This window comes from Bradyrhizobium sp. 6(2017), assembly GCF_011058295.2.
GTDB classification, from domain to species: Bacteria; Pseudomonadota; Alphaproteobacteria; order Rhizobiales; family Xanthobacteraceae; genus Bradyrhizobium; species Bradyrhizobium septentrionale.
In genome coordinates, this window is record NZ_CP049289.2 from 9,342,341 (window position 1) to 9,364,057 (window position 21,717).

Here is a 21,717-nt window from a genome sequence, read left to right on the forward strand (position 1 = left end):
GGGAGGATCTTGGTTATGCGCGACATCTATGCTCTGGCGCAGCATGCGCAGATGGCGATTGCCGAGCGCGTACGTTCCTTCGAGGAGTTCGAAGTGTCCAATGATGACGAAGGCCAAACCATCTTCGGGAAAATCGATTGCTACGACGCGAACCTCAAATGGGGCTCGCCCGATCCGGCTGATCCGGCCGTGACGAGGCGCGTCCTCACGATCATGCTCGCGGAGGACTACTGACCTCCGGCTCTTGGCCCAACTCGCAAGGGTTGGGCTCAGAGGTCCTCCTGTGTTTTTTTAAGGATCGCGGCAGGCCACGGCAAGCCGTGTGGCCTGCCGCGGAAAGAAATGCCGACTGGCACGTGGATACAGTCTCCATCGTTATGACAATGCGCGCATGGCCATCTCCGCGAGTGATGGGAGCAAGCTCATTGCGTTCCACGTTCCCCCTCATGCGGTACATGCTTCTTGTAAGAAGAAGGGCGGAAAGTGGGGTTGTGCCGGCACTCCTGAATTCGTACGAAGCGTTACGACATTACTTCTTGAACTATGCGAGCCGGGTCACAGCCCAAGCGTCCTGGCGATCCAAAAGCCTTCCGCCAAGAATTCAGGTCTGGCCGAATTAGGCATGAACCTGCTCAATGTCTCACGCAATAGAGATCGTGCCAGAACTGCAACCGTAAGCGCTGTTTTCAGGCCACAGCTTTGAGGTCGTGACGGCAATAGGCCCACGGCAGCAGGTGATCGATCTCGTTATTCGGATGACCGTTGACGATCCTGGTGAGCGCGTCGGTCAAGCAGGCAAGCGGATCGACATCGTTCAGCTTACAGGTTTCGACCAGGGAGGCGATGATAGCCCAGTGCTCGGCACCACCGTCGGAGCCTGCGAGCAGCGCATTTTTCCGGTTGAGCGTGATCGGACGGATCGAGCGCTCTACGGCGTTGTTGTCGAGCTCGATACGGCCATCATCGATAAAGCGCGTCAGGCCCTCCCAGCGTGAGAGCGCATAGCGGATGGCGTCGGCCAGCTTGCCCTTTTGGCTGATCAACGCGAGCTTTGCGCGGAGCCACTGCTCGAAGGCTTCCGCCAGCGGTCGGCTTTTCTGTTGCCGAACGAGACAGCGCTCCTCGGCGCTACGGCCACGGATGTCCTTCTCGATGGCATAGAACGATATGCTTGAGCGCTCGCCCGCAATGGGCGCGGGACCGGGGGCGGCGAGTTCGTAGAAGTTACGCCGCATGTGGGACCAGCAGAATGCAAGCTGAACGTCGCCACGCTCGGCCAGCTTGCCATAGCCAGCATAGCCATCGACCTGCAGGATCCCCTTGAAGCCTGCCAGATGGGCGATTGGTCGGTCGGCTTTGCGATCGGGAGCATAGACATAGGCGACGCCCGGCGGATCGGCGCCGCCCCATGGCTGGTCGTCCGCTGCATAGGCCCAGAGCTGACCGGTCTTGGTGCGCCCTCGGCCGGGATCGAGCACCGGCATCGTCGTCTCGTCGGCGAACAGCTTTGGCCGTCGCCTGAGCTTGCCGAGGAGGCGCTCATGCAACGGACGCAGGTGGAAGGCTGCTTGTCCCACCCAGTCCGCCAGCGTCGAACGATCGAGCTCAATGCCCTGGCGGGCGTAAATCTGAGCCTGCCGATAGAGCGGCAGGTGATCGGCATATTTGGACACCAGAACCTGGGCGACGGTTGCTTCGGTCGGCAGTCCGCCCTCGATCAACCGGGCCGGGGCCGGCGCCTGCATGACACCGTCCTCGCAAGCGCGGCAGGCGTATTTGGGACGCCGGGTAACGAGGATCCGGAACTGCGCCGGGACCAGGTCCAGCCGCTCGCTTCTATCCTCGCCGATCCGATGTAACTCGCCCTGGCAGCAGGGACAGGTCTTGTCCTCGATGTCGACGACGACTTCGATCCGCGGCAGGTGCGCCGGCAAGGCGCCACGGTTGACGCGGCGCCTACCGGCTTGCACCTCACGGCCTTCAGGTGCGCTGACGTCCTGCGCCGTCTCGCCGTACGCTGCCACCTGCTCGACGTCTTCTAGGCCCAGCAGCATCTGATCTTCAGGCAGCGTCTCTGCCCGCCGGCCAAACCGATGCCGCTGCAATTCCTTGATGATCTGACGCAGCCGTTCGCTCTCGCACCGCTCCGCAAGCAGCATCGCTTTCAGCGTCTCGGGATCGTCAGGCAGGGCGTCGCTCACACCCAATTCAGAGCATATTCGCCGCCAACTGGCGACGCGTCCGACGCTCCTGATTCACTTCGCCGCAGCACCGCCAACAACTATCCCGCTTGTGTTGGCGCCGGCGTCGCCCGTGCTTCATGCACAAGCCGCCAGTCGAGCCCCTCCAGCAGCGCCGACAATTGCGCCGCCGACAGACGCATCACACCGTCCTCGATCTTCGGCCAGCGGAAGATTCCATCCTCCAGCCTCTTGGCGAACAGACACAAACCCGTTCCGTCCCAGAACACCAGCTTGATCCGATCCGCCCGCTTGGCCCTGAACACATAGACAGCTCCCGAGAATGGGTCAGCCCCCATGCTCTCGCGCACCAGGGTAGCAAGCCCCTCCATTCCCTTGCGGAAGTCTACCGGTTTAGTCGCCACCATCACCCGGACCGCACCCGACGGACCGATCACTGGCTCGCCTTCAGCGCCTGGACGATCGACGCAATCATTGTTGGGTCGGCACCACGACCGGCCCGGATCGTGATGCCGTCAACTTCGATCTCGATGATCCCGGAATCCGTCTTGGCCTTGCAGCGCACCGCTTTGCGCTCACGGCCAACAGCGGGCGCCGGCACTACGGCATCCACCACCGCCGGCACAAACTGTACTTCTTCCACTTCGGAATGACCGCCCGCAGCTTCTCGCAACTGACGGCGCCAGCCAAACAACTGCTGCGGCGACAATCCATGCCGTCGCGCTACCGAACAGACCGAGTCGCCGCTCGCAACGATCTCCGCAACAATCCGCGCCTTGTCCTCGTCGCTCCACTTCCGCCGACGGCCGGCTCCAGTGAAGACCTCAAGCCGCCTCACCGGCTCCGTGATAGCACTATGCTCTGTGTCCATTCTAAGCCTAACGGTTCAAACAAACCGCAGACTCGCAGATCGCCCCGTCAACCGGTCGGTGGCCGCTGAACAGCGCTTACCTGCAACCTCGTGCAAGGCGATTTCCTTACCGTCGATCTTCACCTTTGCCTGAGGCGAGCCACCGTGGGCAATCGCGCTCCGTACGTCATAGAGGTCGCGCGCGGTGTTGAAGGCGCTTCGACGTTCGGCACTTGGGAAGGGGGATGCATAGTTGAGAGAAAATCGGAAACGCGTCTCTCAGCGTTGCTTTTCTCCTATGTCTACAAGCAGTATGCTCTCTAACCCTATGACCGCATCCACGATGCTATCGCGCGGCTTTGCTCGACGCGCAGAGTCGACGAGACGTTGGCATGCCATCTCCAGCGAAGGATGAATGTTCTCGAAAAGCTTCGCATGGGCTTCGATCCTCGATGCCTCTTCCGCTGAGACGTCGTATCGAGCCATAGGCACGTGTTCGTTGCCCCAGAGGTGGCCCATACCAAATGCCGATCCGAGTGTGAGCTCTGCAGGCGTGACACGCACACCGTCATATCCAACTGCTCCCGCATACTTGAATGATGCGAGCGCTAACATGCAGCGGTCCAATATCTCTTAAGTTGGCTTCCAAATCTGGTCTTCCGTCACTCCATCGTAGCTTCCGATCACTTTCGGTACTTCGATCTCCCTTACGAACACGAAGTCTGGAAAATTCAGCAACCTGCCGTGGCCCCGAAATATCGGATTTCCTCCGTAGAAGAGCGTGAACTCTTCATCGGTGATCGGGCGCAGAATTACGCCGCCAGGGAAGGCGATCGGCGGCACATCTCTCGGGCCATGCAGGTTTAAAGCCGGAGCATACAGTCGGAGCTGGACGGTGGAGCGGTCAAAGAAGCCAGCCACATCGGTGAGCAATTCATCCATCTGATCATCGGTGATGGAGAATGTGCCGCATCTTTGGAGTGCTTCATACGCTAGGCCGGTGAGGACGGTGCGTGGGTCCAAACTCCCCGCGCCGATGGAGGTGCCCACAACTTTCAGGTAATCCGGATAATCCACCGCGAGCACTGCGCCGAGCTTCTCCGCAAGCCGGCCAGTTAGACCATCGTGCCCCGAGAACAAACTGAGCGTACTTGGTTTTGGTACAACGGCTCCTTGCCAACCGCCGTTTGGACCGCGTCGGTATTCCCGGGGAAGATGATGTTTTTGCAATTCGATGAGTAGGGCGGCGCGTCCCTCTCGAATTGCTTCGCGACTTGTCTCTTTCATGTGACCTGCACTCTATCGGATACGCGCGAGAGGGCAACCGATCTCACAACGCGCATGTTGTCGACCTTGGCTACGCCCAACAACGCCAACCACAACACAGCCCCCGACTGACACGATCGCTCCGACAACTATCTCCACACAACGTTGACCTCATCTAACCGATAACAAAGCTCGGCTATGGGAGAACTCAATCAGTGTCCAAACCCGTCTCGGGAACAAGATACGGGACGTCTTCGATACCAACCCGGAATGAACTGATAGAGCCGGCGTTGCTCAGTGTGGCGTACGCCGGCTCTAGCTGGTTTGGATATTCACGGGCCACCGTGTAGCGGACTCGGAACCTACGTAGCTCTGAGAGCATGTTCGCCAAAGCCAAGGGTTGTAAGGGTTCAAGGCGTTTCGACGACCAATTCGCCGTTCTGATCATACGCATAGTATAAGACAAACTTGTCCAGACCCATTACCAATCGTTGCCCGGTTGAAATCTTCATTACCGTAATGCGCGCTGTCACTTCGCATTCAAGAATACCAGAATAGTTACCGAAGCGCGCGGTTCTTGGCCAAATCTTCTCGATGTCGACCGAAACCACCTTGAAATCAGGGCCTGCTTGGGCGGATTGCTCAATGAAGCGAGCCAGTACTAATTTGGACTTCTGCGTGGCGGCGGCATCGACACAACTCGGAAATTTCTGAGCGTGGCCCGTTGTTGTAAGAATAGAGAGAAGCAGAATTGACGCGGTCAGCGTCAATTGAGTGAATTTTGAGCGATTAACAACAATATGTTCTCTATCCATGATGCAGCTCTCGCCTCATGGCTGATTGATCAACGTGGCCGCTTGTGCTCCAAGGGACTGGCATACGTTGTTTTGTGCAATCGGATCACGGAATCTCTGCATCTCCCTCATCGGTCCATACTTGGCATATTCGCCGACACTTTGGAAAAAATGCAGCACGTCCGATGTACTGCCGGCATAAGTAAACGAGACACACAACAATCCGCGGCCATATGGCGTGGATGGCAATACAACTCTTTCCTCACGGGTTTCGCTCTGCCCCAAATACCCGATGTAACGCTCGTCAAGTTTTCGAGCGTTCTGGCCCTCCATGATCCATGCTGATGCAGACACGTTTTTTAAGCCCAGCGTGCCTCCGTTCGTCACAGAGTAAACGACGGCTGGGTTGCCATCAGGAGGTAGTGTACCCCAGAACATCCGAGGGTATGCAACCTGGACAGGATCAACACGAGGGATGCCGATTGGGCCAGGTAGTTGCGTCGTTCGGCTCGCCGGCTCCACTTGCTCTTTCTTGTCTTCGGTTTTGAACCATTCGACCCACCGATCTCGAAAAAACCAAACCAATTGGACGAAGGCCAATATGGCTATTAGCCCGGTCAGAGACTTGCGCTGCTCCCCCCACTGCTTGGCAGCTACGCCGGCGGTGCAGATGTATACGACAGCCAAAACGATCCATTCGACGAGAGATGTGCGCACGGGAGGCAGCGCCCTCAAAATCACGCTGCACGATAGCAGAACCTGAAAAAGACTGGTGCGCCGTATCCATCGATGCAGGGAGAGTTGGAGTGGCCCCTAGTGAATTGACAGATTAGCGGTAGCATGATACTGTTATAGGGCGCTCCATTGCTTTCTGTAGCCCCTGAAAAAACGGCGGCTACTTGAGCAATGGAGAGAATGTCATGAACGCGGTTTGCAAAACGGTCGGTTGCATCTGTTCTACCGGCACAACGCTCATGTTCTTCCAACTTCTAGATGTATGGGCCTCTGACATTCCGTCACACCTTACTATGGCGGCTGGTACGATCATCAGACTCGAGATGACTATCTGCGTCCTCCTGTCAGGCGCGGTGTCGGTCGCTTGCTTCAGAGCATCCGAGAACGGATAAACCTTGAATGATGGAGACCCCGTAATTTGGCGGGGTCTTTTTTATGCATTGCGGCGGTTTCTTGCTTCGGTATCCAAAGACCGATGTGGGACAGGCGCTCCAAGATAAACCCTACAACTCCGCACCAAGCCAGAGAACCGCGATAGCGCCGAGTGTTAAGGCTCCGATGATAATTTTCGTCACCGAGCTTTTCCCTAAGGTCCGGGAGTTCAAGGTTCAATTGTAACGGCGCTAAAGGGTTTTGACGGCATACCGTCGATCATAAGCTTGAGATAGATGTGGTAGTTCGGCAGTTGCAACAGATCGATCTCGTCAAATCGGTCTTGAAATTCTCGCGCCAGGTACGTCGCGTCCTCTGCGCCCACGCGGAAGGAGATAATCGTGCCCGCATTTCCGAGGACTGCATGGCGTACGTCCGGTTCAAGCTGGTGCAGATACTGATGGGCTACAGTGAAGCCGACACGATACTTGCGGAGCTCCGAGAACATGTTCGCCATAGCGAGCGTCGTGAAGTTTTGGAATTCGTCAACGTAGACGTGGAAGTCTCTCCGCTGATGCGCGGGTAACTCCGCTCGGCTAAAGGCCGCCAGTCCGAGCGTTGTGACAAGCAAGCCGCCCAGAAGCGACGAGCTATCTTCGCCGATCTGTCCCTTAGCTAGATTCACGAGCAGCACTCCACCCTCATCCATGATCTGCCGGATGTGGAGATCGCGCTCGGGCGCGGTGAGTAGCCGGTTGAGGAGTGGGTCCGAAAGAAAGGCTCCGACCTTGTTTTGAATAGGGGCGGTGCCGTCTGCCCGGTAGCCGAATGAAAAGCGATCGAACTCCTTTAATAAGAACGTACGGACGGTCTCATTCTTTAACTTCCGCGCAATCTCCGTGCGAAATTTCTGGTCCGACAAAATGCGAAGCACGTCATGCATCGTCGCCTCCGGCTGCTCCAGGAGTGCCATAAGCACGTTCCGCAAGATGTGCTCCATGCGCACGCCCCATGCGTCCGGCCACATCTTCTTGAAGACCTCGATGAAGCCGGAAGCGGCAAGGGCGATGCGATCTTCGCGAACATGGCGCAGCGGATTGTACCCGTACGGTTGAGTTGGATCGCTGGCGTTCAAATAGATTACGTCGGATTTTCGTCGCGTCGGCACTTGAGCCGCGACGCGCTCCACCAAATCGCCATGGGGGTCGATAAGCGCAAGTCCGCGTCCGCTTTCAATGTCCTGGAGCGCCATCGTCTCGATCAAGGTGGACTTGCCGGTGCCCGTCTTACCGATGATGTAGATGTGTGAGAAGCGGTCTTCGTCCTTGATTCCAAAGATGTAGTCGATGTTGCGATGGTCGGCGCGAGCAACGCGCGTTAGTCGTAGCGGCATGCGCTCAATACTCGCGCCTCAGACATATCCTCCGAGAGGGTGTGTCCGGTATTTCAATGTCACGTCCGCTCAGTGACGAAGTGGCACGATCTGCCGCCTCCACTCGTTTCGAGTTAGCCGCGACAATCACCCCAGAGTTTTGATCTTTACACGTTCCGCCCCGCGATCCGGGACCTGCATGCATGTCCGGGTCTCGGTGGCGAGGCGGAGGCATCGCGACGAGCGTCCATACGGTCGATTGGGTGTTTATTCTAATCCGGCTCAGTGACGGACGCTCGGCTTCCGCCTCGCGATCGAGCACCCGAATGGTTCGGATGCCCGTAGCGAGGAGGATACGATGTCCAACATTGCTCTTTCCAACAAAGCGCTGAAGCTGATGAGGCTTTGCGATCTTAACGGATTTGATAGCCTCGACGATCTTCTGCTAGCGACGGCCCTTAAGGATGCAGTGTGTCCGGCCATCTGTATGACGGAGGGCTGTGACCACACAGCAGATATGGAACCAGACCAAGATCAGGGGTTCTGCGAGGCGTGTGGCGGCAACACCCTCGTATCGGTTCTCGTGCTCGCCGGTCTGATCTAGGAGGCCGACGATGCTGGTTCGAAACTACTACCACTGCGCAGAATGCGGTCGTGAGTGGACGGACATCTGGTCCGCACAGTGTGAAGATGATTGTCCGTACTGCGGCGCACGTCATATGTCCCCGTACAAAAGCGAAGACGCGGAGGAGCGCGATGATGAATAGGATCGCACTTCTCAATGACGCGTTCCGCAACACGTTTCGCGGCGGCAAGGTCATGATGACAATCGGCGTTGCGGAGCTAGCGGACTGCGTGAAGGCCGAGGCGCTTCTTCAAGTGGCGAAGTTCTCCGACTTTACCCCGGAGAACGATCCGCACGGCGAGCACGACTTCGGAAGCTTCGATCTGGTCGGCCGCAAGTTCTTCTGGAAGATAGACTACTACGATAAGGACATGCGGCACGGCTCCGAAGATCCCAGCAATCCCGAACGAACACTACGTGTGCTCACGCTCATGCTCGCGACTGAGTACTGATAAAGCAAGAAGTGACCCGCCCGCCTAAGCGCAACGGATCGATGTTTAAGCTGGAGAAGCACCATTGCGGGGATCGTCATATGTCCTGACGAACAGCGTGATGCTGCCAATGCGGCCCGAACAGAGCGGATATACTCTAGACGTTCTTTTTGTCCTGACCCTCGCTTCGAGCGAGGGTTTTTCTTTTCTCAGAATTGCGTCTTCCCGAGGGCTCGGCTCAGGGCATCGCCATTCCAGATGACGCGTAGCTCTGGATCGACCCGATTGATTATCACATCGCGTTGGCGGAAGGGGTCGATCTCCTCGCCGCGGCGAATGTTACCTGTTAGGAGTGGTCACGAGGACATCGTGGGGTGCGTGCGAAGAGATCGAGGATCGCTTGTATAATGGCCGGCATGCTTGGTTGTGGTGGCGGTCCTGAGATTCTTTTTCCGTTCCGCTGCTTTGAGGCGGCAGGATTGGAGGAAGCGCAGGCAATCATCGTCATCAAGGCATGTCGATGTAATCCCATCCAGGACTACCTTCGAAGTGGTCAAGCCCAAACTCCACCTTGAGCTGCTGGTGGGCCTGTTCACGGAACCCATCTGGCCCTGATCATGGCAGCGCGACTCTTGATGCTGGCATCGGACGGCAGCCAATTCCGCATTGTGAGGCACGAATAGCGCGCATATGCTCGCGACCGAGTACTAATAAAGCAAGACGTGACCGCCTCCCATCTAGACGCAGCGGATAGATGCTCCAGCAGGAGGAGTACCGTTGTGGGCACCTTCGCAAGGCCTGACGGACAAGCGTAATGCTGTCATGCGCCCGAACAGAGCGGATTTACCTCGGACACACTTTGTCCGGCTCGCTTCAAGCGGGGGCTTTTTCTAACTAGGGGAAACCTCCAATGACCTGTGCTGTCGCTTGGATCGATACATTAGCGCGGATCAGAAACTCCCGCCTGAGGCTGTCATCGCTCACAAATTTGTTTCCCTCGGCTTTACCTCGGTCGTAAGCGCATCCTCTTTGGCTTGGGCGGAACAACCTTGCTGAACTCAAGCGTACCGCTTTGTGGACGATGGTCGCCCTCAAGCCGCGGGATAACAAGCTTCAGCGGCATCTGACCTGCCGTGCCGCTGAAGATACATGTTCCGGTCGGAAGCGATGGGATCGATTCCTCGGAGAGTTGATCAATGTAGGAAACTGCGCTCGCGATCGTCGCGAGATCTCTTTGGTTGATAAGACGGTGTATGAAATAATTGTGCGCTTGAGAGGTGATAGTTGCTGAAATGTCGTTCGGCCTTTGGCTGGCAATCGTAACGAAGACTCCGAACTTTCGGCCCTCCTTGACAATCTCCTCGAACGTCTCCAAGCGATAATCTTTCCAGCTTTCAGCCTCCCGAATTGATTCCGTCGATAGAATATTGTGCGCTTCATCAATGATGATCGACAGCGAGTAATCTTGCGACCGACCTTTCTGATCTGAATATTGCTTCTTTGCGACAACGAGCGGGATCGTCTTCTTCATCTCCGTGTTCACGTCGTGCAGGTTGATCACGACGAAATTCTCTTGCCAGATACCGCTGCCGCCGGTCGTGTCGAAGACACGCTCGATGTCTTCTCGCTTGCTCTTCAATTTGTTAATTGCAGGCGCGATGTGCTCATTCTGCGCTCGATTTGATAGAACATCTGAGATTAGCTGGAGGTACATAAAGAAGATTAGGTTGGATAGAAGATTATCAGTGAAGTCGAATGTCTCAATGTGGGAATACACGACTGTGTTCGGTATCTCATCCGGACTCGATTTTAGGAATGTCTGCGTTCCCTTGAGCTTGTATTCCTGCATCGTGTTGTGCCACTCAAGGTCATCGGCCAGTTCCACCGGGTTTCCATTGCCATCGACTTCCGGCAATATCTCGCGTAGATAATCGAAGAGCAGGTCGACGCGAACTTTGTCCGACATTTGGAGAATGGACGTTACCCGCTGCCGGAGAATGTTTTTGAAATGTTCGGTGTAATCTCCGGTGCCATCTCCCCATACGTGATCAAACAGTCGCAAGACTCTCCTCAAGAACGGCTTTTGTGTCTTTTCTGTCGCGTCGGATAGGATCGCCAACAACTCGATGTCTAAGAGATCGTCGTGCGAGATTGGTATTCTATCGCCTGTATTCTTACGAGTGGATAGATTGTAGACCGTCTTTCGGTCGGTCATGCATTGGAGATGAGTGTACTCACCGTTAAAATCGAACAGCAGAAATTTGCATTTTTCTTCGAACTTTTCGGCGTTACGCTTTCGAAGCTCGGCAACGAAGGCACCGAAAATGGTAGCCAATGTGTTCGATTTGCCGCTCCCGGTATTGCCGAAGATCGCGATGTGGCTATTGAAGAGTCCATCGACTGGGAATGCCATGGGATAGTCTTCGTAGTCAGTCTTCGCGAACGAGACTGAGATGTCGCCCTCTGAGATGAGTTGATGGATTTGGTGGATGCGATTGGAAGTTACGAGGAAGGCCTCATTTCCAATCAAGGGCAATTCCCGCGTCCCTCCGAAGAATTTTCCATCCTTGTCAATGAAGCCCACGAGCGCCACCGTTAGCACTCGGCGGTTCTTATCAAAGGCAGCGAACGCGGAGCCCCGGTACTCCTCCTCCGTTTTTTCGCCCTCTACTTTCCCGATTAGCGCAAGAAATCCCTTTCTGATCTCTATGTAGCCATTCACTGAAACATTGCGGAGCAGTTGACCGTCAAAGAAGAGATCAGACAAATTCTTGTTTCGATCGACACGAACGAATATTCGCCGACCTGATACTTCAATGACTTCGCCGACGCGTAGCACCGCTTCGGTTAGATAATTATCGGGCTTCATGACTGAGCTTTGGTACCACCGACGACAATAAGGCGTTTAGACTTGAGAAGGGGATCGTGTCGGTTCCTTCGGGATGGACAATCACGACATTGTTGTAGCGGCTAAATTGGTCGCGGTACGCCGCGACGGATGCATCGTCATAGGAGACGATCAAGACGAGCAAAGTCGGATTTTTAAGCGCCTTGGTGACGATGTCTGCGATGTGTTCGTCCTGAAATGAAAAACCGAAGCAAACTAGAACGGTATTTTCAACTTCGAGCGCATTCGCAAAGATACGCAGCAGGTCATAGTATACGCGAGTGAGTAGCGTCTCGGAAAATTTCTGTTTCGTTGGCATCACCAGACAAAAACTATCTAAGAACGCCGCCACGTCCGCCGAACCCGCCGCGGGGATGGTCCGCTGTTGAGAGTGATAGGAAAGCGAGCTACCTGAAAGTCGCCAGGACAGCGAACCATGCAGCTTGATCAGATTCACCGTCGGTATTGGATAGCGATATTTGAATAGCGTACCGGTCTTATACGTCACGTCGAAGTAATGTTCAGGTTGAAACGTGTAACTCTCGGAAATCGCCGGATTGCGGAGGAAGCCGTCATTGAGCCGCAATGTCTTTATTCCCTCAGCAGCTCGCTCGACGAAGAGATCGTAGTTCGTGGTAAAGATCGTGATCTGCTTCGGGAGCAATTCGGTCTTTCGCTCGTCGAGAATACGAGACAGGTTCGTAAGAAATTGGCGGTATTGATCTAACGTCGCGTCATTGGCGGCCACCCGCGAATTGGCGATAAGGGCATTTGTCGATGTTTGCAGCGCGCTAAGAAACTTATGTTTTTCAGCGTCAAAACCTTTGTCATCTGACGTTTCGAGAAGCTTATTAAGCCTCACTTCGATATCACCGGCGGTGGCTATCGCTGGCATCGAGGCGCCAGATCCCAATAGGAAGTTTATGTGCCCTGACTGCAGAGCTTTCGTAAGTGTGGTATCGCATTCAGGCTTGTTGGTTTCGGTTGAAATTGTGCGCGCCATTGGAAATTACTTACCCGGTTGTGGATCGATGCTACCACACGTCTGGTTCTTCACAAGGCGCCGAGAGCCTGACATCGCAGGAGTTGTCGCGCCACTCCATGTGAGCCCATAACCTTCGGAAGAGGCGGATAAAAGAGAGTAAGAGGCTGGCATTTCGAGCACGGGCTCGCCGTGTGATCTTCTGATATAGCCACGCAGCGTGCAAGACGACCTGTTCGAAGTCGGTTAGCTCATTTGAGAGCCGCTCTTAATTCGACCACGAGCGTATCCTCGCGACGTTGCCGCGCAGACGTCACGAAGTTCGTCCTCCAGCAATCCCCTTGGCAACGATCGGCGCTCGGACAGCCGCGCGCACGTCGCCGTCGCATGCTGCGATCACCTGATCGGTCGCCACCTGCAGAGTATTGAGCTCCGGCGTCGCCTTGGGATCGGCGGACATGTGCAATTCCGTGTTGACGGGCGGGAAACATGTTCCTATTTTGTTCTAATGTCAATCGAGACGCTGGGGAGGCCTACCGGCTCAGCTGGCGCGTCCGCGTGGGGTGTGTGCGGGGGTACATAGAAAGCCCGGTCCGGGTCCGCCCGTGGCATTACCAGGCGGTCTTGGACATGCAAACGCTCGTGTGGGCCAAGGGCCGGAATTTTCCGCTCGGAAGGCTTGGGAGCCGTCTCATGTGCCCGCAATGCGGCAACAGGGATGTGAACGTTATCTTTGAGCCGCCACCGATGGTACGAACCGTCGTGAGCGGTCGATAGTGGGGTAAGCGATGAGCGATGAATGGTTGCCTGAAACTGAGCCGCCGAAGACAACACGACGTCTGACGCTGGACCGCAGACCACTTTATGAGCGATCTAAGCTCAGCGACCGGGGACTAGTCAATTTTCGCCGGGTTTGCGACCAAATGGGCATACTGGATCGTGAGACAGACACGATAATACCGAATTCAGTGATGCATCGCGATTAAGCTGTGAGCAGTCTGGAGAGACAGCGTTTCTCCCGTTGACAGCAGCGGCTAAACCTACGGCAGTGCTCCAACCCTAGGTATAGTCGGAAGAGCATCCGGGTGATTCGCGATAAAGAAGCTGCTGCAGTGCAACGCCTCTCACAAAAAGAAGCTGGCGCGTATTTTACGCCGGACGCAATCGTCTCGACCCTCCTGCGATGGGCCGTCCGGGATGAGCGCGACCGACTTCTCGATCCCTCGTGCGGGGACGGTAGGTTCATAGCCGGGCATCGCAATTCTGTTGGTATTGAGCAGGACATGGACACGCTCGGGACCGCGATGGCGCGGGCGCCGTGGGCGCTTGTGCATGAGGGCGATTTCTTCTCCTGGGCTGCTGAGACGGCTGAGCGCTTTGAATGCGCTGCAGGCAATCCACCGTTCATCCGATATCAATCGTTTAAAGGGGATACCCGGGCTCGCGCGCTCGGGCTGTGCGCCAGGCTTGGCGCCGACTTTACGGGTCTCGCGTCTTCGTGGGCTCCTTTTCTGGTCGCAACCGCTGGTCTGCTGAAACCCGGAGGCAAAATGGCGTTCGTCGTGCCGGCCGAGATCGGACACGCTCCGTACGCAGCTCCGCTGTTGGATTACTTGGTTGAGAACTTCGCCACGGTTCATGTTGTGGCGGTTCGTGAAAAGCTCTTCCCAGATCTTTCAGAGGACTGCTGGCTTCTGTTCACAGATGGACACGGAGGCAAGACGAACGAAATACGCTTCTCGATCTTGAGCAGGTTCGCTCCGTCGGCACGACCACCGCGACAGTTTATTCGAGTGAGCGTTCTTGAATGGAGAGGCGTTTGGAAGCGGCGCCTCCGCACGTTTCTCGTTGCAGACGAGGTACGGGACATTTATCGGCATTTAGTGGATCAACCTGACACGCGGCGGTTCGGAGAGCTCGCTAGTATTGGGATCGGCTACGTCAGTGGCGCGAACGATTTCTTTCATCTACGTCCCAGCGACGTGGATCGATGGAGCATACCGGCCAAGTTCCTCCACGCGACTGTACGCAACGGTCGCGCACTGACGACTTCGAGGTTAACGGAGGCTGTGGTTGAGAAGTGGAAGCGCGCCGATGAGGCGCTCTATCTCCTTCGACTTCCTAAGCTCAAAGAACTTCCGAGCGCTGTAACTCGTTACCTCGACACCGAGGCAGCCAGGATCGCTCAGACGGCGTACAAGTGCCGCGTTCGCGATCCTTGGTACTCGGTTCCCGACGTGCAGGTTCCCGACTTCTTCCTGTCGTACATGTCGGGCGTTCGGCCCAACCTCGCACGTAACGACGCGAATTGCACATGTACAAACTCGGTACACAGCGTGCGGATAAAGTCCGATGTGCCCTCCAAGGTAAATCTCTCTTCGTGGGGATCGGACTTTGTGCAGTTGAGCTGCGAGATCGAAGGCCATCCTCTCGGGGGCGGCATGCTCAAGCTGGAGCCACGCGAAGCAACTGAAATCGTGTTGCCATCTCGAAAGACGCTCGGGAACCTTGACCCTCGTCCCATTCAGGGAGCTATCGATACCATGCGCCAGTGGCGGCACTATGCCTCCGTCGCCTGATAGTCTTTGCAAATGGGTCGACCAGCAGGCTGCTCTTAGGATTTTTGCAACATTCGACGAAGCTACGCAGAGTCAACGGCACATCAAACCCCTGCATCATTACGTCGCGTGCCGCCTCGTGCTCGAAGGTGGCTTTCTTCCGGAGGAGATCACCCCTCGTCCGCCGTTCCGTGCTCAAAAGCGAAAAGGCGAGTGGCTCCTTTCGTATGATGAGACCCTCGCGGGCGGAGGCGAACAAACGCTTCTCGGCGGGCTGAAGACCAAGAATGTCGATGTGGTGATCTTGAAGGACGGCCTCGGCCCCGTGATGTCCGTGTCCTGCAAGGGAGCTATCGGCGCCTTCAGAAATCTCACCAATCGTATGGAGGAGGCAGTCGGCGATTGCACCAATCTCCACATTACCTATCCGGCAATGGTGACCGGATATCTCTTCGTCATGCGCGCACATCGCCAAGATACCTTGATCGCCGCATCTGCGACGACCCCGGCAGCCGCACCCAGTTCGGGCAGAGTCATTGCACAAAACGATATCGCGATCCAGAAAAGCGGAGAGCCAGTCGAGACAATCGTGCGATTTCATAATGCATTGCGTGAGCTTACGAATAGAAGCGGTGTCAGGGACGACGTAAGCCGCTACGAGGCCGTGTGCCTGGCTCTGGTGGACCCGGACATCAACGCCGGTCAGGTGCTGGACACGTTTCCAAAGGCGGACAGTCCGCTGCGGCTGGAGCGCTTCTTTGAGACGCTCTATATGCGGTACGACGAGCGGTATGTGTACAGTGCCCCAGAACTGAAGAGCGTAACTCGTCGGCGAGAATGGTCACCGGCCTCGCCCCTATTTGATCCGAAAATTGCAGCGTCGTTGCCGGTCAAGTCGTTCGGGTTCGAGGCTCGAATTGCTGCTGAAATCACCGCTGACGAATCGGAACGCCTAAAACGCTGACAAAGAGCCTTCGTGCGTTGCGACACTAGTTGGTTCGCTATGGATGTCCAAATGGCTATTAAACAATTTTCTGATGAGCTTGCGCGCTTTTTGGCGAGTAAGGACCCAGAGGTTCTTTGCATCACGGGCAAGTGGGGTGTTGGGAAAACCTTTGCTTGGAACCTGTATTTGCACGAAGCACAGGGAAAGGGGAAAGTGGCTCTCTCAAAATACTCCTACGTCTCCCTCTTTGGTCAGAACTCCCTCGAAGACGTCCGGTATGCGCTGTTTGAAAACTCAATCCCCAGCAACTTGGTAGGCAAAAAGGCTGACCTGAGCACTCTACAGAGCTCGATTGAAACCATCTTGGGAAATTGGCGCGGTGCTTTTAAGTTCGGAAAATACATTCCTAAGGTAGGCGATTTCGCGGAAGGAATTGGGAAACTTGGCTTTATAAATGTACGCACTCAAATCGTTTGTATCGATGATTTGGAGAGGGCAGGCGCCGGTCTGCAGACAAAAGATATCCTGGGACTGGTGTCGTTTTTGAAGGAGCAGCGGGACTCCAAAATCGTACTACTTATGAATGATGAGGCGTTTGCAGAAGAGGCCGGTGCTGATTTCCGATCGCAGCTGGAAAAAGTTGCAGATACGGTACTTCGTTTCGAACCGACGGCAATCGAAGCAGCGGAAGTGGGCATCGATAGCTCGACGATTTTTCAGGAGTGGCTCAAAGCAGACTGCATTGGACTTGGTATCGTCAATATTCGCGTAATCAAACGGATTGAGCGATTTGCGCGTCGACTTGAGGAGGAGTTGAGGAGTGTCGATTCCCGCGTGCTTCAACAGGCGATCCATTCAGCGGCTTTGTTCATCTTTGCGAAGTTCCAGCCGGATTCAGCACCGTCCTTGGAATTCATCAGGAACTTCAATCCCTACGAAGGACTGTTCGATAAATCATCTCCTGAAAAACCTCAGCACGCCGGTTGGCGAGCACTGATAAAGCAGTTCGGCTTTACCCATGTTGATGAATTCGACGCGGTAATTCTGCAGGGGGTTGAACAAGGTCGGTTCGACGCCGTTACGCTAAAAGCAGCTGCTGAAAAGCGAGAGCGGGAATTCAAGCTGTCCGATAAAGACAGATCATTTAGTCTTGCGTGGGACGCCTATCACGACTCATTCGAGAATAATGTTGATGCTGTTCTTGATGGCATGGAAGGTGCGATTGCGAAATGTGCACAGGCGATCACGCCCCTGAATTTGTCGGGCACAATCAGTTTCCTGAAAGAAATGGGTCGAGGGGGAAGCACCGACCAGCTCATACAACAGTATGTAGATGCACGTCAGGAAGGGGCTGAATTCTGGGATCTGAGCAAATCCTCATTCAGAGGAGAGATAAAGGACCCGGACGTAATAAAGGCATTCAAACGAAAGTTCGATGCCGCTGCGGAAAAACCTGATCCGGATATTCTCCTGGAGCGCATTGGTACTCAGAAGGGTTGGAACCCTGAGGATGTCGATTTTCTCTCTAGCCTGAGCGCTGATGATTTCTACAAGGTCTTCAAGAGCAGAAGGGGCATTGATTTGCGGCGAGCAATTTATGGAGCTCTCATGTTTCGAGACATTGGCAATGCCAACGAAAAAATGAAAACGGTAACAAAGACTGCGGAAGAAGCTCTTCGCAGGATTGGAAACGAATCGCCGATTAACGCTCGTCGCGTAAGGAACTACGGTATTTCCGTTGGTGCCGACGAGGCCGGCAAGCCCCAGAGCACTGACTGAGCGTTGTTTCATTTCCAAGGGCAACGGGTTCGGAAGACCACCTTTGCAACGCAAAAGCCGCCGTATGGCGGCGTTTTGCGGTATCCTTCAATCACCCTTGCCGTATCGCTCTTGCTAGTAATGTTACGTGGTTGCCCACGGGTTGCCCAAAAGGTGATGAAATCTGACTAACGCTGATCGCTTGAGAGTACGACGGTGTGTCGGAAAATGCTTGATCTTCCTGCTAAAACACCTTCGCTCGTTGCAAGCAACTTTGCTCCCCGGGTAGGACTCGAACCTCAGGGCAGATGTTCAGGCCGCCCGCGGATAAAGCGCGGAAACGGAGGCTGGATTTTGACTGGTCATGTTCTGTTTCGTCTCCTCAGTCCACCAGTTGCCCGCCGGTTGCCCATGGTCCAGGGCGATCAGCCGTCGCGGATTCAACGCGTCTATAGCTGAACGCAACGCGGAGGGGGCGACATGTGTGTATCTCATTGTCATCGTGATGGTTGAATGTCCGAGAAGCGCCTGCACGATGTGCAGGGGCACGCCCCTCATTGCAAGGTGAGAGGCGAACGTGTGACGGAGAACATGCCATGTAATTCTCCGCAGGCCGGCCTTCTCGCAAACCGTCTCCATCCGATAACTCAGGCGGTCATGGTTGAACGGCTCTCCATCCGCATCCGAGAATACATATCCGGTGTTCCTCCTTCTTCGGTACAACAGCTCATAAACATCAGCATCGAGCGGAATATGCCGCATGCGGTTACTCTTGGGAGAAACAATGGCTTTGGCGCGGTCGCATCGCGAGTGCCTGACGGTCACGTTCATGTTTTGCCAATCAATCGAAGACCACTGCAGTCCCTTGAGTTCCCCCTGTCTCATTCCGGTTCTGAGCGCCATCAGCATCATCTCGCGAACGACGCCGCTGGCGTGCGACAGTAGTAGTTTGCATTCGTCCGACGACAGATAGTCCGTCTGGGGCGGGGGGCATTTAGGCCACTGGATTTTTGGCGGCTTTGAATCGAGCGCCAGCCACTCATAGGCGGTAACCAAGCATTTGCTCAGAACCGTCAGGTGGTTTCTGATCGTCTTATTCGCGAGCCCGTCCTTAACTCGTCGCGCCTTGTATTGCTCGATATGTCGGCCGGTAATTTGGCCAACAGGGATTCTTCCGAAAAAGGGAATGAGCGCGCCGCTGAGAACGTATTTCTTTATTCGTTGCTCGGAATACTTGTTGTTCGGAATCACGTATTCCTCAAACCATTTCAGCGCGAATTGCCCAAACGCTTGCGCCTTGTCCGCTTCGTCCGACCTACGTTCAATCGGCTCACCGCGCGCCAATTTTTGCCGCAGCATCGCCTCATAGGCGAGAGCTCCGGATCGCGAATTTTCAGGGCTCCTTCTTCTGTAACGCGTGTGGTCGACCCTGAAGTCAACCCACCATGATTTCCTTATAGTTCGTACTGCCATAGCATATAGTTAGTCGACTGCTTGCACCCGCTGCTTCGCTAGATACAACATGATGTCGTTTTTGGTGAAACGCACGCAGCCGCCTATCTTAACGAAGGGAATTCGTCGCCGCTGCTGGAGGCGTCGCACGCTAGGAACCGACACTCTAAGAAGCTTCGCCACTTCAGCGATGGTCAACAGCTCTACATCGGGCGTGGAACAGCCTGTATTTTTCAAAGAACGATCTGGCGTCGGCAAATTGTGATCACCGACTGGCATTTCAACTCTATCATGGATGCGGGGTTGTTGGAGCATGCACGCATGTTACGCACCAACTCCGGCGACGACCAGGCTTGGAGTCGTGACAACTTCGCACACACTGTTGCTGTCACGTTGGGCGCGAGGGCGCACCCGCAGTGCGCTAAGCGTCCAGCGTTAGGCGCCATAATCCAGCTGACCGCCGCCGGCTCGTTCCGGATCACTCCCGCAAGTGCGCCCGAAAAGCACAAGTTAATTGCGAGCGCATCTAGCCAAGCAACCTGAAAGTGTGCCAGTATTTCCACGTGCAACGCCAACGGAGACTGGCTTGTCTTTGAGGCAAGCCGCTCTCAGGCACAGGAATCGGCCAACTTGCTTGGATGAACATAGGGGCAAACGAGCCAGAGAGACCGGGAACGCTGAAGGGGATTGCTTAAACATTTCCAAGAATTCAAACGGGGACTTTTTATGGCAGTGCCACCGCTCGATAATTACGGCCACTATCCGCGCATGGCGCATTGGTTCAATCCAATCCTGCTGTTCAAATTGCTTATCAACGTAATCCTGTCATCAATCTTCGGCTCATATGCCGACCGGCGGCTGATGATCGCGGCACTCGACACCACCGATCCCGTCAAACTGTTCGATCGAGCCACCGCCGCCAAAAAGGCTCTTCCGAAGAACGCAGAGGGAGCCATCTGGATCGACTTTGTTGCCGACCTTGGCGACGGATTCGACAGTACCTACGCAATGGCAAGCCTGCTCGCTCAAACGAGTTTGAAGCTCGGCGATTTGACCATGCCCCGGGGGCAAGCGCTCTTCATGGGCGGCGATGAGGTCTACCCGAAAGCCACCGAGAACGCCTACCGCTACCAGTTGCGTATGCCTTACGTCTGGGCGTTTCCTGACCCCAATCCAGAGTCCGAGACTGGTGTGCCGTTGTACGCCGTTCCAGGCAACCACGACTGGTATGATGGCCTCGTGCTTTTCCTGGCTTATTTCTGCGGTCACAAAACGACCCGCTTCGGGAGTTGGCGCGCCTATCAGCGCCGCAGCTATTTCGCGATCCAACTGACCGAGACTTGGTGGCTCTGGGCGATCGATATCCAGCTCGCCGACAACATGGACCAGCCGCAATTCGATTATTTCACTCTTATCGCGGAGCGAATGCCCGTAAATTCGAAAATTATTCTTTGCAGTGCTGAGCCTGGCTGGCTCTACACGGATACGAACTCAAAATCATGGGAGATCACCGATTACGCGCTGGGTATCGCAAAGGATGTCGACCGTGGACTAACTGTCCCGATCGTGATGTCCGGCGACACGCACCATTACAATCGCTATGTGGGACCGGACAAAACTCAATTCATTACGTCGGGCGGTGGCGGCGCCTTCCTGCACCCAACCCACCAGCTCCAGCCGATCGTTGATATCGAGCTGTCGGGCATCTCACAGAAGCTCACATTAGCATCGGCTTCCGACAAAGGTCCCGAGCCGGCGGTTTACCCCGCGTTCGACGTCAGCCGCCGCCTGGTATGGAGGAATTGGCTCTTCGCGTTCACTAACTGGGATTTCTCCGTCCTGATGGGGCTTGTTTATTGGCTGCTCGCGGTCGCGGTCACGCTACGCGACCAGTGGGACGCGTACGGCCTTGTTGCGGTGATCTTCGGCTGGTCGTTAATTGGCTACACCACCGCCCAAGAAAAATCCTACAGGCCTACGGTTCTGATCAGCAGCGCGATTCACGCGGCGGCTCATATTTTTGTCGTCATCTTCGCGGCGCGATACTTCGCATCGTTCAACGAAATTCATTTCACGCTCGCGGGCACCTGGTACAGCAGTTGGAAGTGGCTTGCCCTTCTCCTGCTTGAGATGCTTCCGGTTGGCTTCCTTGTGGGCAGCAGCTTGTTCGGCTGGAACATGATGCTCACTTGCAGATACTTCCGCATGAACCGCAATGACGCGTTCAGCGCTCTCCGTATCGGTTCTTATAACAATTTCGTGCGGCTGAAGATTACGGAGAACAGCGCGGATTTTTTTGTTGTGGGGCTTGAGACCGTTCCAAGCCGCGATGACTGGCAAGAAAATCGCAACCACGGCCCTCATACACCGGACGAGCCGAGGTTTTTGCCGAAGAAGCCACTTAAGCCGCATCTTATCGAGAGATTTTCGCTGAAATTTGGTTGACGTGACGTTTTGAGGAATTGGAGCGACGGATGTCACTTTTCAA

19 protein-coding genes and 1 pseudogene are annotated in these 21,717 nt (G+C 55.3%); 7 read left to right on the forward strand and 13 right to left on the reverse strand.

Annotated elements, in window-relative coordinates:
• Window positions 1–15: 15 nt before the first annotated feature.
• Window positions 16–234 (forward strand): DUF3768 domain-containing protein, encoded by a 219-nt coding sequence (locus G6P99_RS44410; RefSeq protein WP_165126558.1) that lies wholly within the window; start codon window positions 16–18, stop codon window positions 232–234.
• 452 nt (window positions 235–686) lie between these two features.
• Here G6P99_RS44410 and tnpC read toward each other — a convergent pair whose 3' ends face one another.
• From tnpC to G6P99_RS44445, 7 genes are all read right to left on the reverse strand, one after another.
• Entirely contained in the window at window positions 687–2,159 is a 1,473-nt protein-coding gene (gene tnpC, locus G6P99_RS44415) for an IS66 family transposase (protein WP_165129196.1), read from the reverse strand.
• A gap of 122 nt (window positions 2,160–2,281) precedes the next feature.
• Window positions 2,282–2,638 (reverse strand): IS66 family insertion sequence element accessory protein TnpB, encoded by a 357-nt coding sequence (tnpB, locus tag G6P99_RS44420; RefSeq protein ID WP_092304020.1) that lies wholly within the window; start codon window positions 2,636–2,638, stop codon window positions 2,282–2,284.
• Window positions 2,635–3,039 (reverse strand): IS66-like element accessory protein TnpA, encoded by a 405-nt coding sequence (tnpA, locus tag G6P99_RS44425; RefSeq protein WP_246709418.1) that lies wholly within the window; start codon window positions 3,037–3,039, stop codon window positions 2,635–2,637. Before tnpA ends, tnpB begins: the two co-directional genes overlap by 4 nt.
• Before the next feature lie 645 nt (window positions 3,040–3,684).
• Window positions 3,685–4,338 carry a hypothetical protein gene (locus tag G6P99_RS44430; RefSeq protein WP_165126561.1) on the reverse strand — a complete coding sequence of 218 codons (654 nt, stop codon included), beginning with the start codon at window positions 4,336–4,338 and terminating at the stop codon, window positions 3,685–3,687.
• A gap of 389 nt (window positions 4,339–4,727) precedes the next feature.
• Window positions 4,728–5,132, reverse strand: coding sequence for a hypothetical protein (locus G6P99_RS44435; protein ID WP_165126564.1), 405 nt, complete (start codon window positions 5,130–5,132; stop codon window positions 4,728–4,730).
• Between the two features lie 15 nt (window positions 5,133–5,147).
• Window positions 5,148–5,828, reverse strand: coding sequence for a hypothetical protein (locus G6P99_RS44440; RefSeq protein ID WP_165126567.1), 681 nt, complete (start codon window positions 5,826–5,828; stop codon window positions 5,148–5,150).
• A 619-nt stretch (window positions 5,829–6,447) separates the two neighbouring features.
• Window positions 6,448–7,611, reverse strand: coding sequence for a type IV secretory system conjugative DNA transfer family protein (locus G6P99_RS44445; protein ID WP_165126570.1), 1,164 nt, complete (start codon window positions 7,609–7,611; stop codon window positions 6,448–6,450).
• A gap of 337 nt (window positions 7,612–7,948) precedes the next feature.
• Between G6P99_RS44445 and G6P99_RS44450 the strand changes: the two genes are divergently transcribed.
• Together G6P99_RS44450 and G6P99_RS44455 are read left to right on the forward strand one after the other, a co-directional pair.
• Window positions 7,949–8,194, forward strand: coding sequence for a hypothetical protein (locus tag G6P99_RS44450; RefSeq protein WP_165126573.1), 246 nt, complete (start codon window positions 7,949–7,951; stop codon window positions 8,192–8,194).
• Between the two features lie 155 nt (window positions 8,195–8,349).
• Window positions 8,350–8,667: a DUF3768 domain-containing protein gene (locus tag G6P99_RS44455; protein ID WP_334261885.1), complete on the forward strand. Its 318-nt coding sequence runs from the start codon at window positions 8,350–8,352 to the stop codon at window positions 8,665–8,667.
• A gap of 466 nt (window positions 8,668–9,133) precedes the next feature.
• On the opposite strand, the pseudogene G6P99_RS47955 reads toward G6P99_RS44455, so the two are convergent.
• The 4 genes and pseudogenes from G6P99_RS47955 to G6P99_RS44475 form a co-directional block, all read right to left on the reverse strand.
• Window positions 9,134–9,262: pseudogene (locus tag G6P99_RS47955) on the reverse strand (IS701 family transposase); the annotation flags it as partial.
• 387 nt (window positions 9,263–9,649) lie between these two features.
• Complete coding sequence (locus G6P99_RS44465; protein ID WP_165126579.1) at window positions 9,650–11,515, reverse strand: ATP-binding protein; 1,866 nt, start codon at window positions 11,513–11,515, stop codon at window positions 9,650–9,652.
• Entirely contained in the window at window positions 11,502–12,536 is a 1,035-nt protein-coding gene (locus tag G6P99_RS44470; protein WP_165126582.1) for an SIR2 family protein, read from the reverse strand. Before G6P99_RS44470 ends, G6P99_RS44465 begins: the two co-directional genes overlap by 14 nt.
• Before the next feature lie 292 nt (window positions 12,537–12,828).
• A complete protein-coding gene (locus G6P99_RS44475) occupies window positions 12,829–12,975 on the reverse strand; it encodes a hypothetical protein (RefSeq protein ID WP_246709419.1) in 147 nt (48 codons plus the stop codon).
• Between the two features lie 625 nt (window positions 12,976–13,600).
• Here G6P99_RS44475 and G6P99_RS44480 point away from each other — a divergent pair.
• Genes G6P99_RS44480 through G6P99_RS44490 form a run of 3 tightly spaced genes read left to right on the forward strand, consistent with a single transcriptional unit; the run spans window position 13,601 to window position 17,798 of the window.
• Complete coding sequence (locus G6P99_RS44480; protein WP_246709420.1) at window positions 13,601–15,094, forward strand: N-6 DNA methylase; 1,494 nt, start codon at window positions 13,601–13,603, stop codon at window positions 15,092–15,094.
• On the forward strand, window positions 15,078–16,037 hold the full coding sequence (locus tag G6P99_RS44485; RefSeq protein WP_165126585.1) for a hypothetical protein: 960 nt from the start codon (window positions 15,078–15,080) through the stop codon (window positions 16,035–16,037). Before G6P99_RS44480 ends, G6P99_RS44485 begins: the two co-directional genes overlap by 17 nt.
• 51 nt (window positions 16,038–16,088) lie before the next feature.
• Window positions 16,089–17,798 (forward strand): P-loop NTPase fold protein, encoded by a 1,710-nt coding sequence (locus G6P99_RS44490; RefSeq protein ID WP_165126588.1) that lies wholly within the window; start codon window positions 16,089–16,091, stop codon window positions 17,796–17,798.
• A 291-nt stretch (window positions 17,799–18,089) separates the two neighbouring features.
• Here G6P99_RS44490 and G6P99_RS44495 read toward each other — a convergent pair whose 3' ends face one another.
• Window positions 18,090–19,136 carry a tyrosine-type recombinase/integrase gene (locus G6P99_RS44495; RefSeq protein WP_165126591.1) on the reverse strand — a complete coding sequence of 349 codons (1,047 nt, stop codon included), beginning with the start codon at window positions 19,134–19,136 and terminating at the stop codon, window positions 18,090–18,092.
• A 123-nt stretch (window positions 19,137–19,259) separates the two neighbouring features.
• Window positions 19,260–19,544: a helix-turn-helix domain-containing protein gene (locus tag G6P99_RS47880; RefSeq protein ID WP_414645495.1), complete on the reverse strand. Its 285-nt coding sequence runs from the start codon at window positions 19,542–19,544 to the stop codon at window positions 19,260–19,262.
• Between the two features lie 411 nt (window positions 19,545–19,955).
• On the opposite strand from G6P99_RS47880, the gene G6P99_RS44500 reads away from it, so the two are divergent.
• The gene (locus tag G6P99_RS44500) at window positions 19,956–21,674 is read left to right on the forward strand and encodes a metallophosphoesterase (RefSeq protein WP_165126597.1); all 1,719 of its coding nucleotides are present in this window, start codon (window positions 19,956–19,958) and stop codon (window positions 21,672–21,674) included.
• Window positions 21,675–21,717 lie beyond the last annotated feature (43 nt).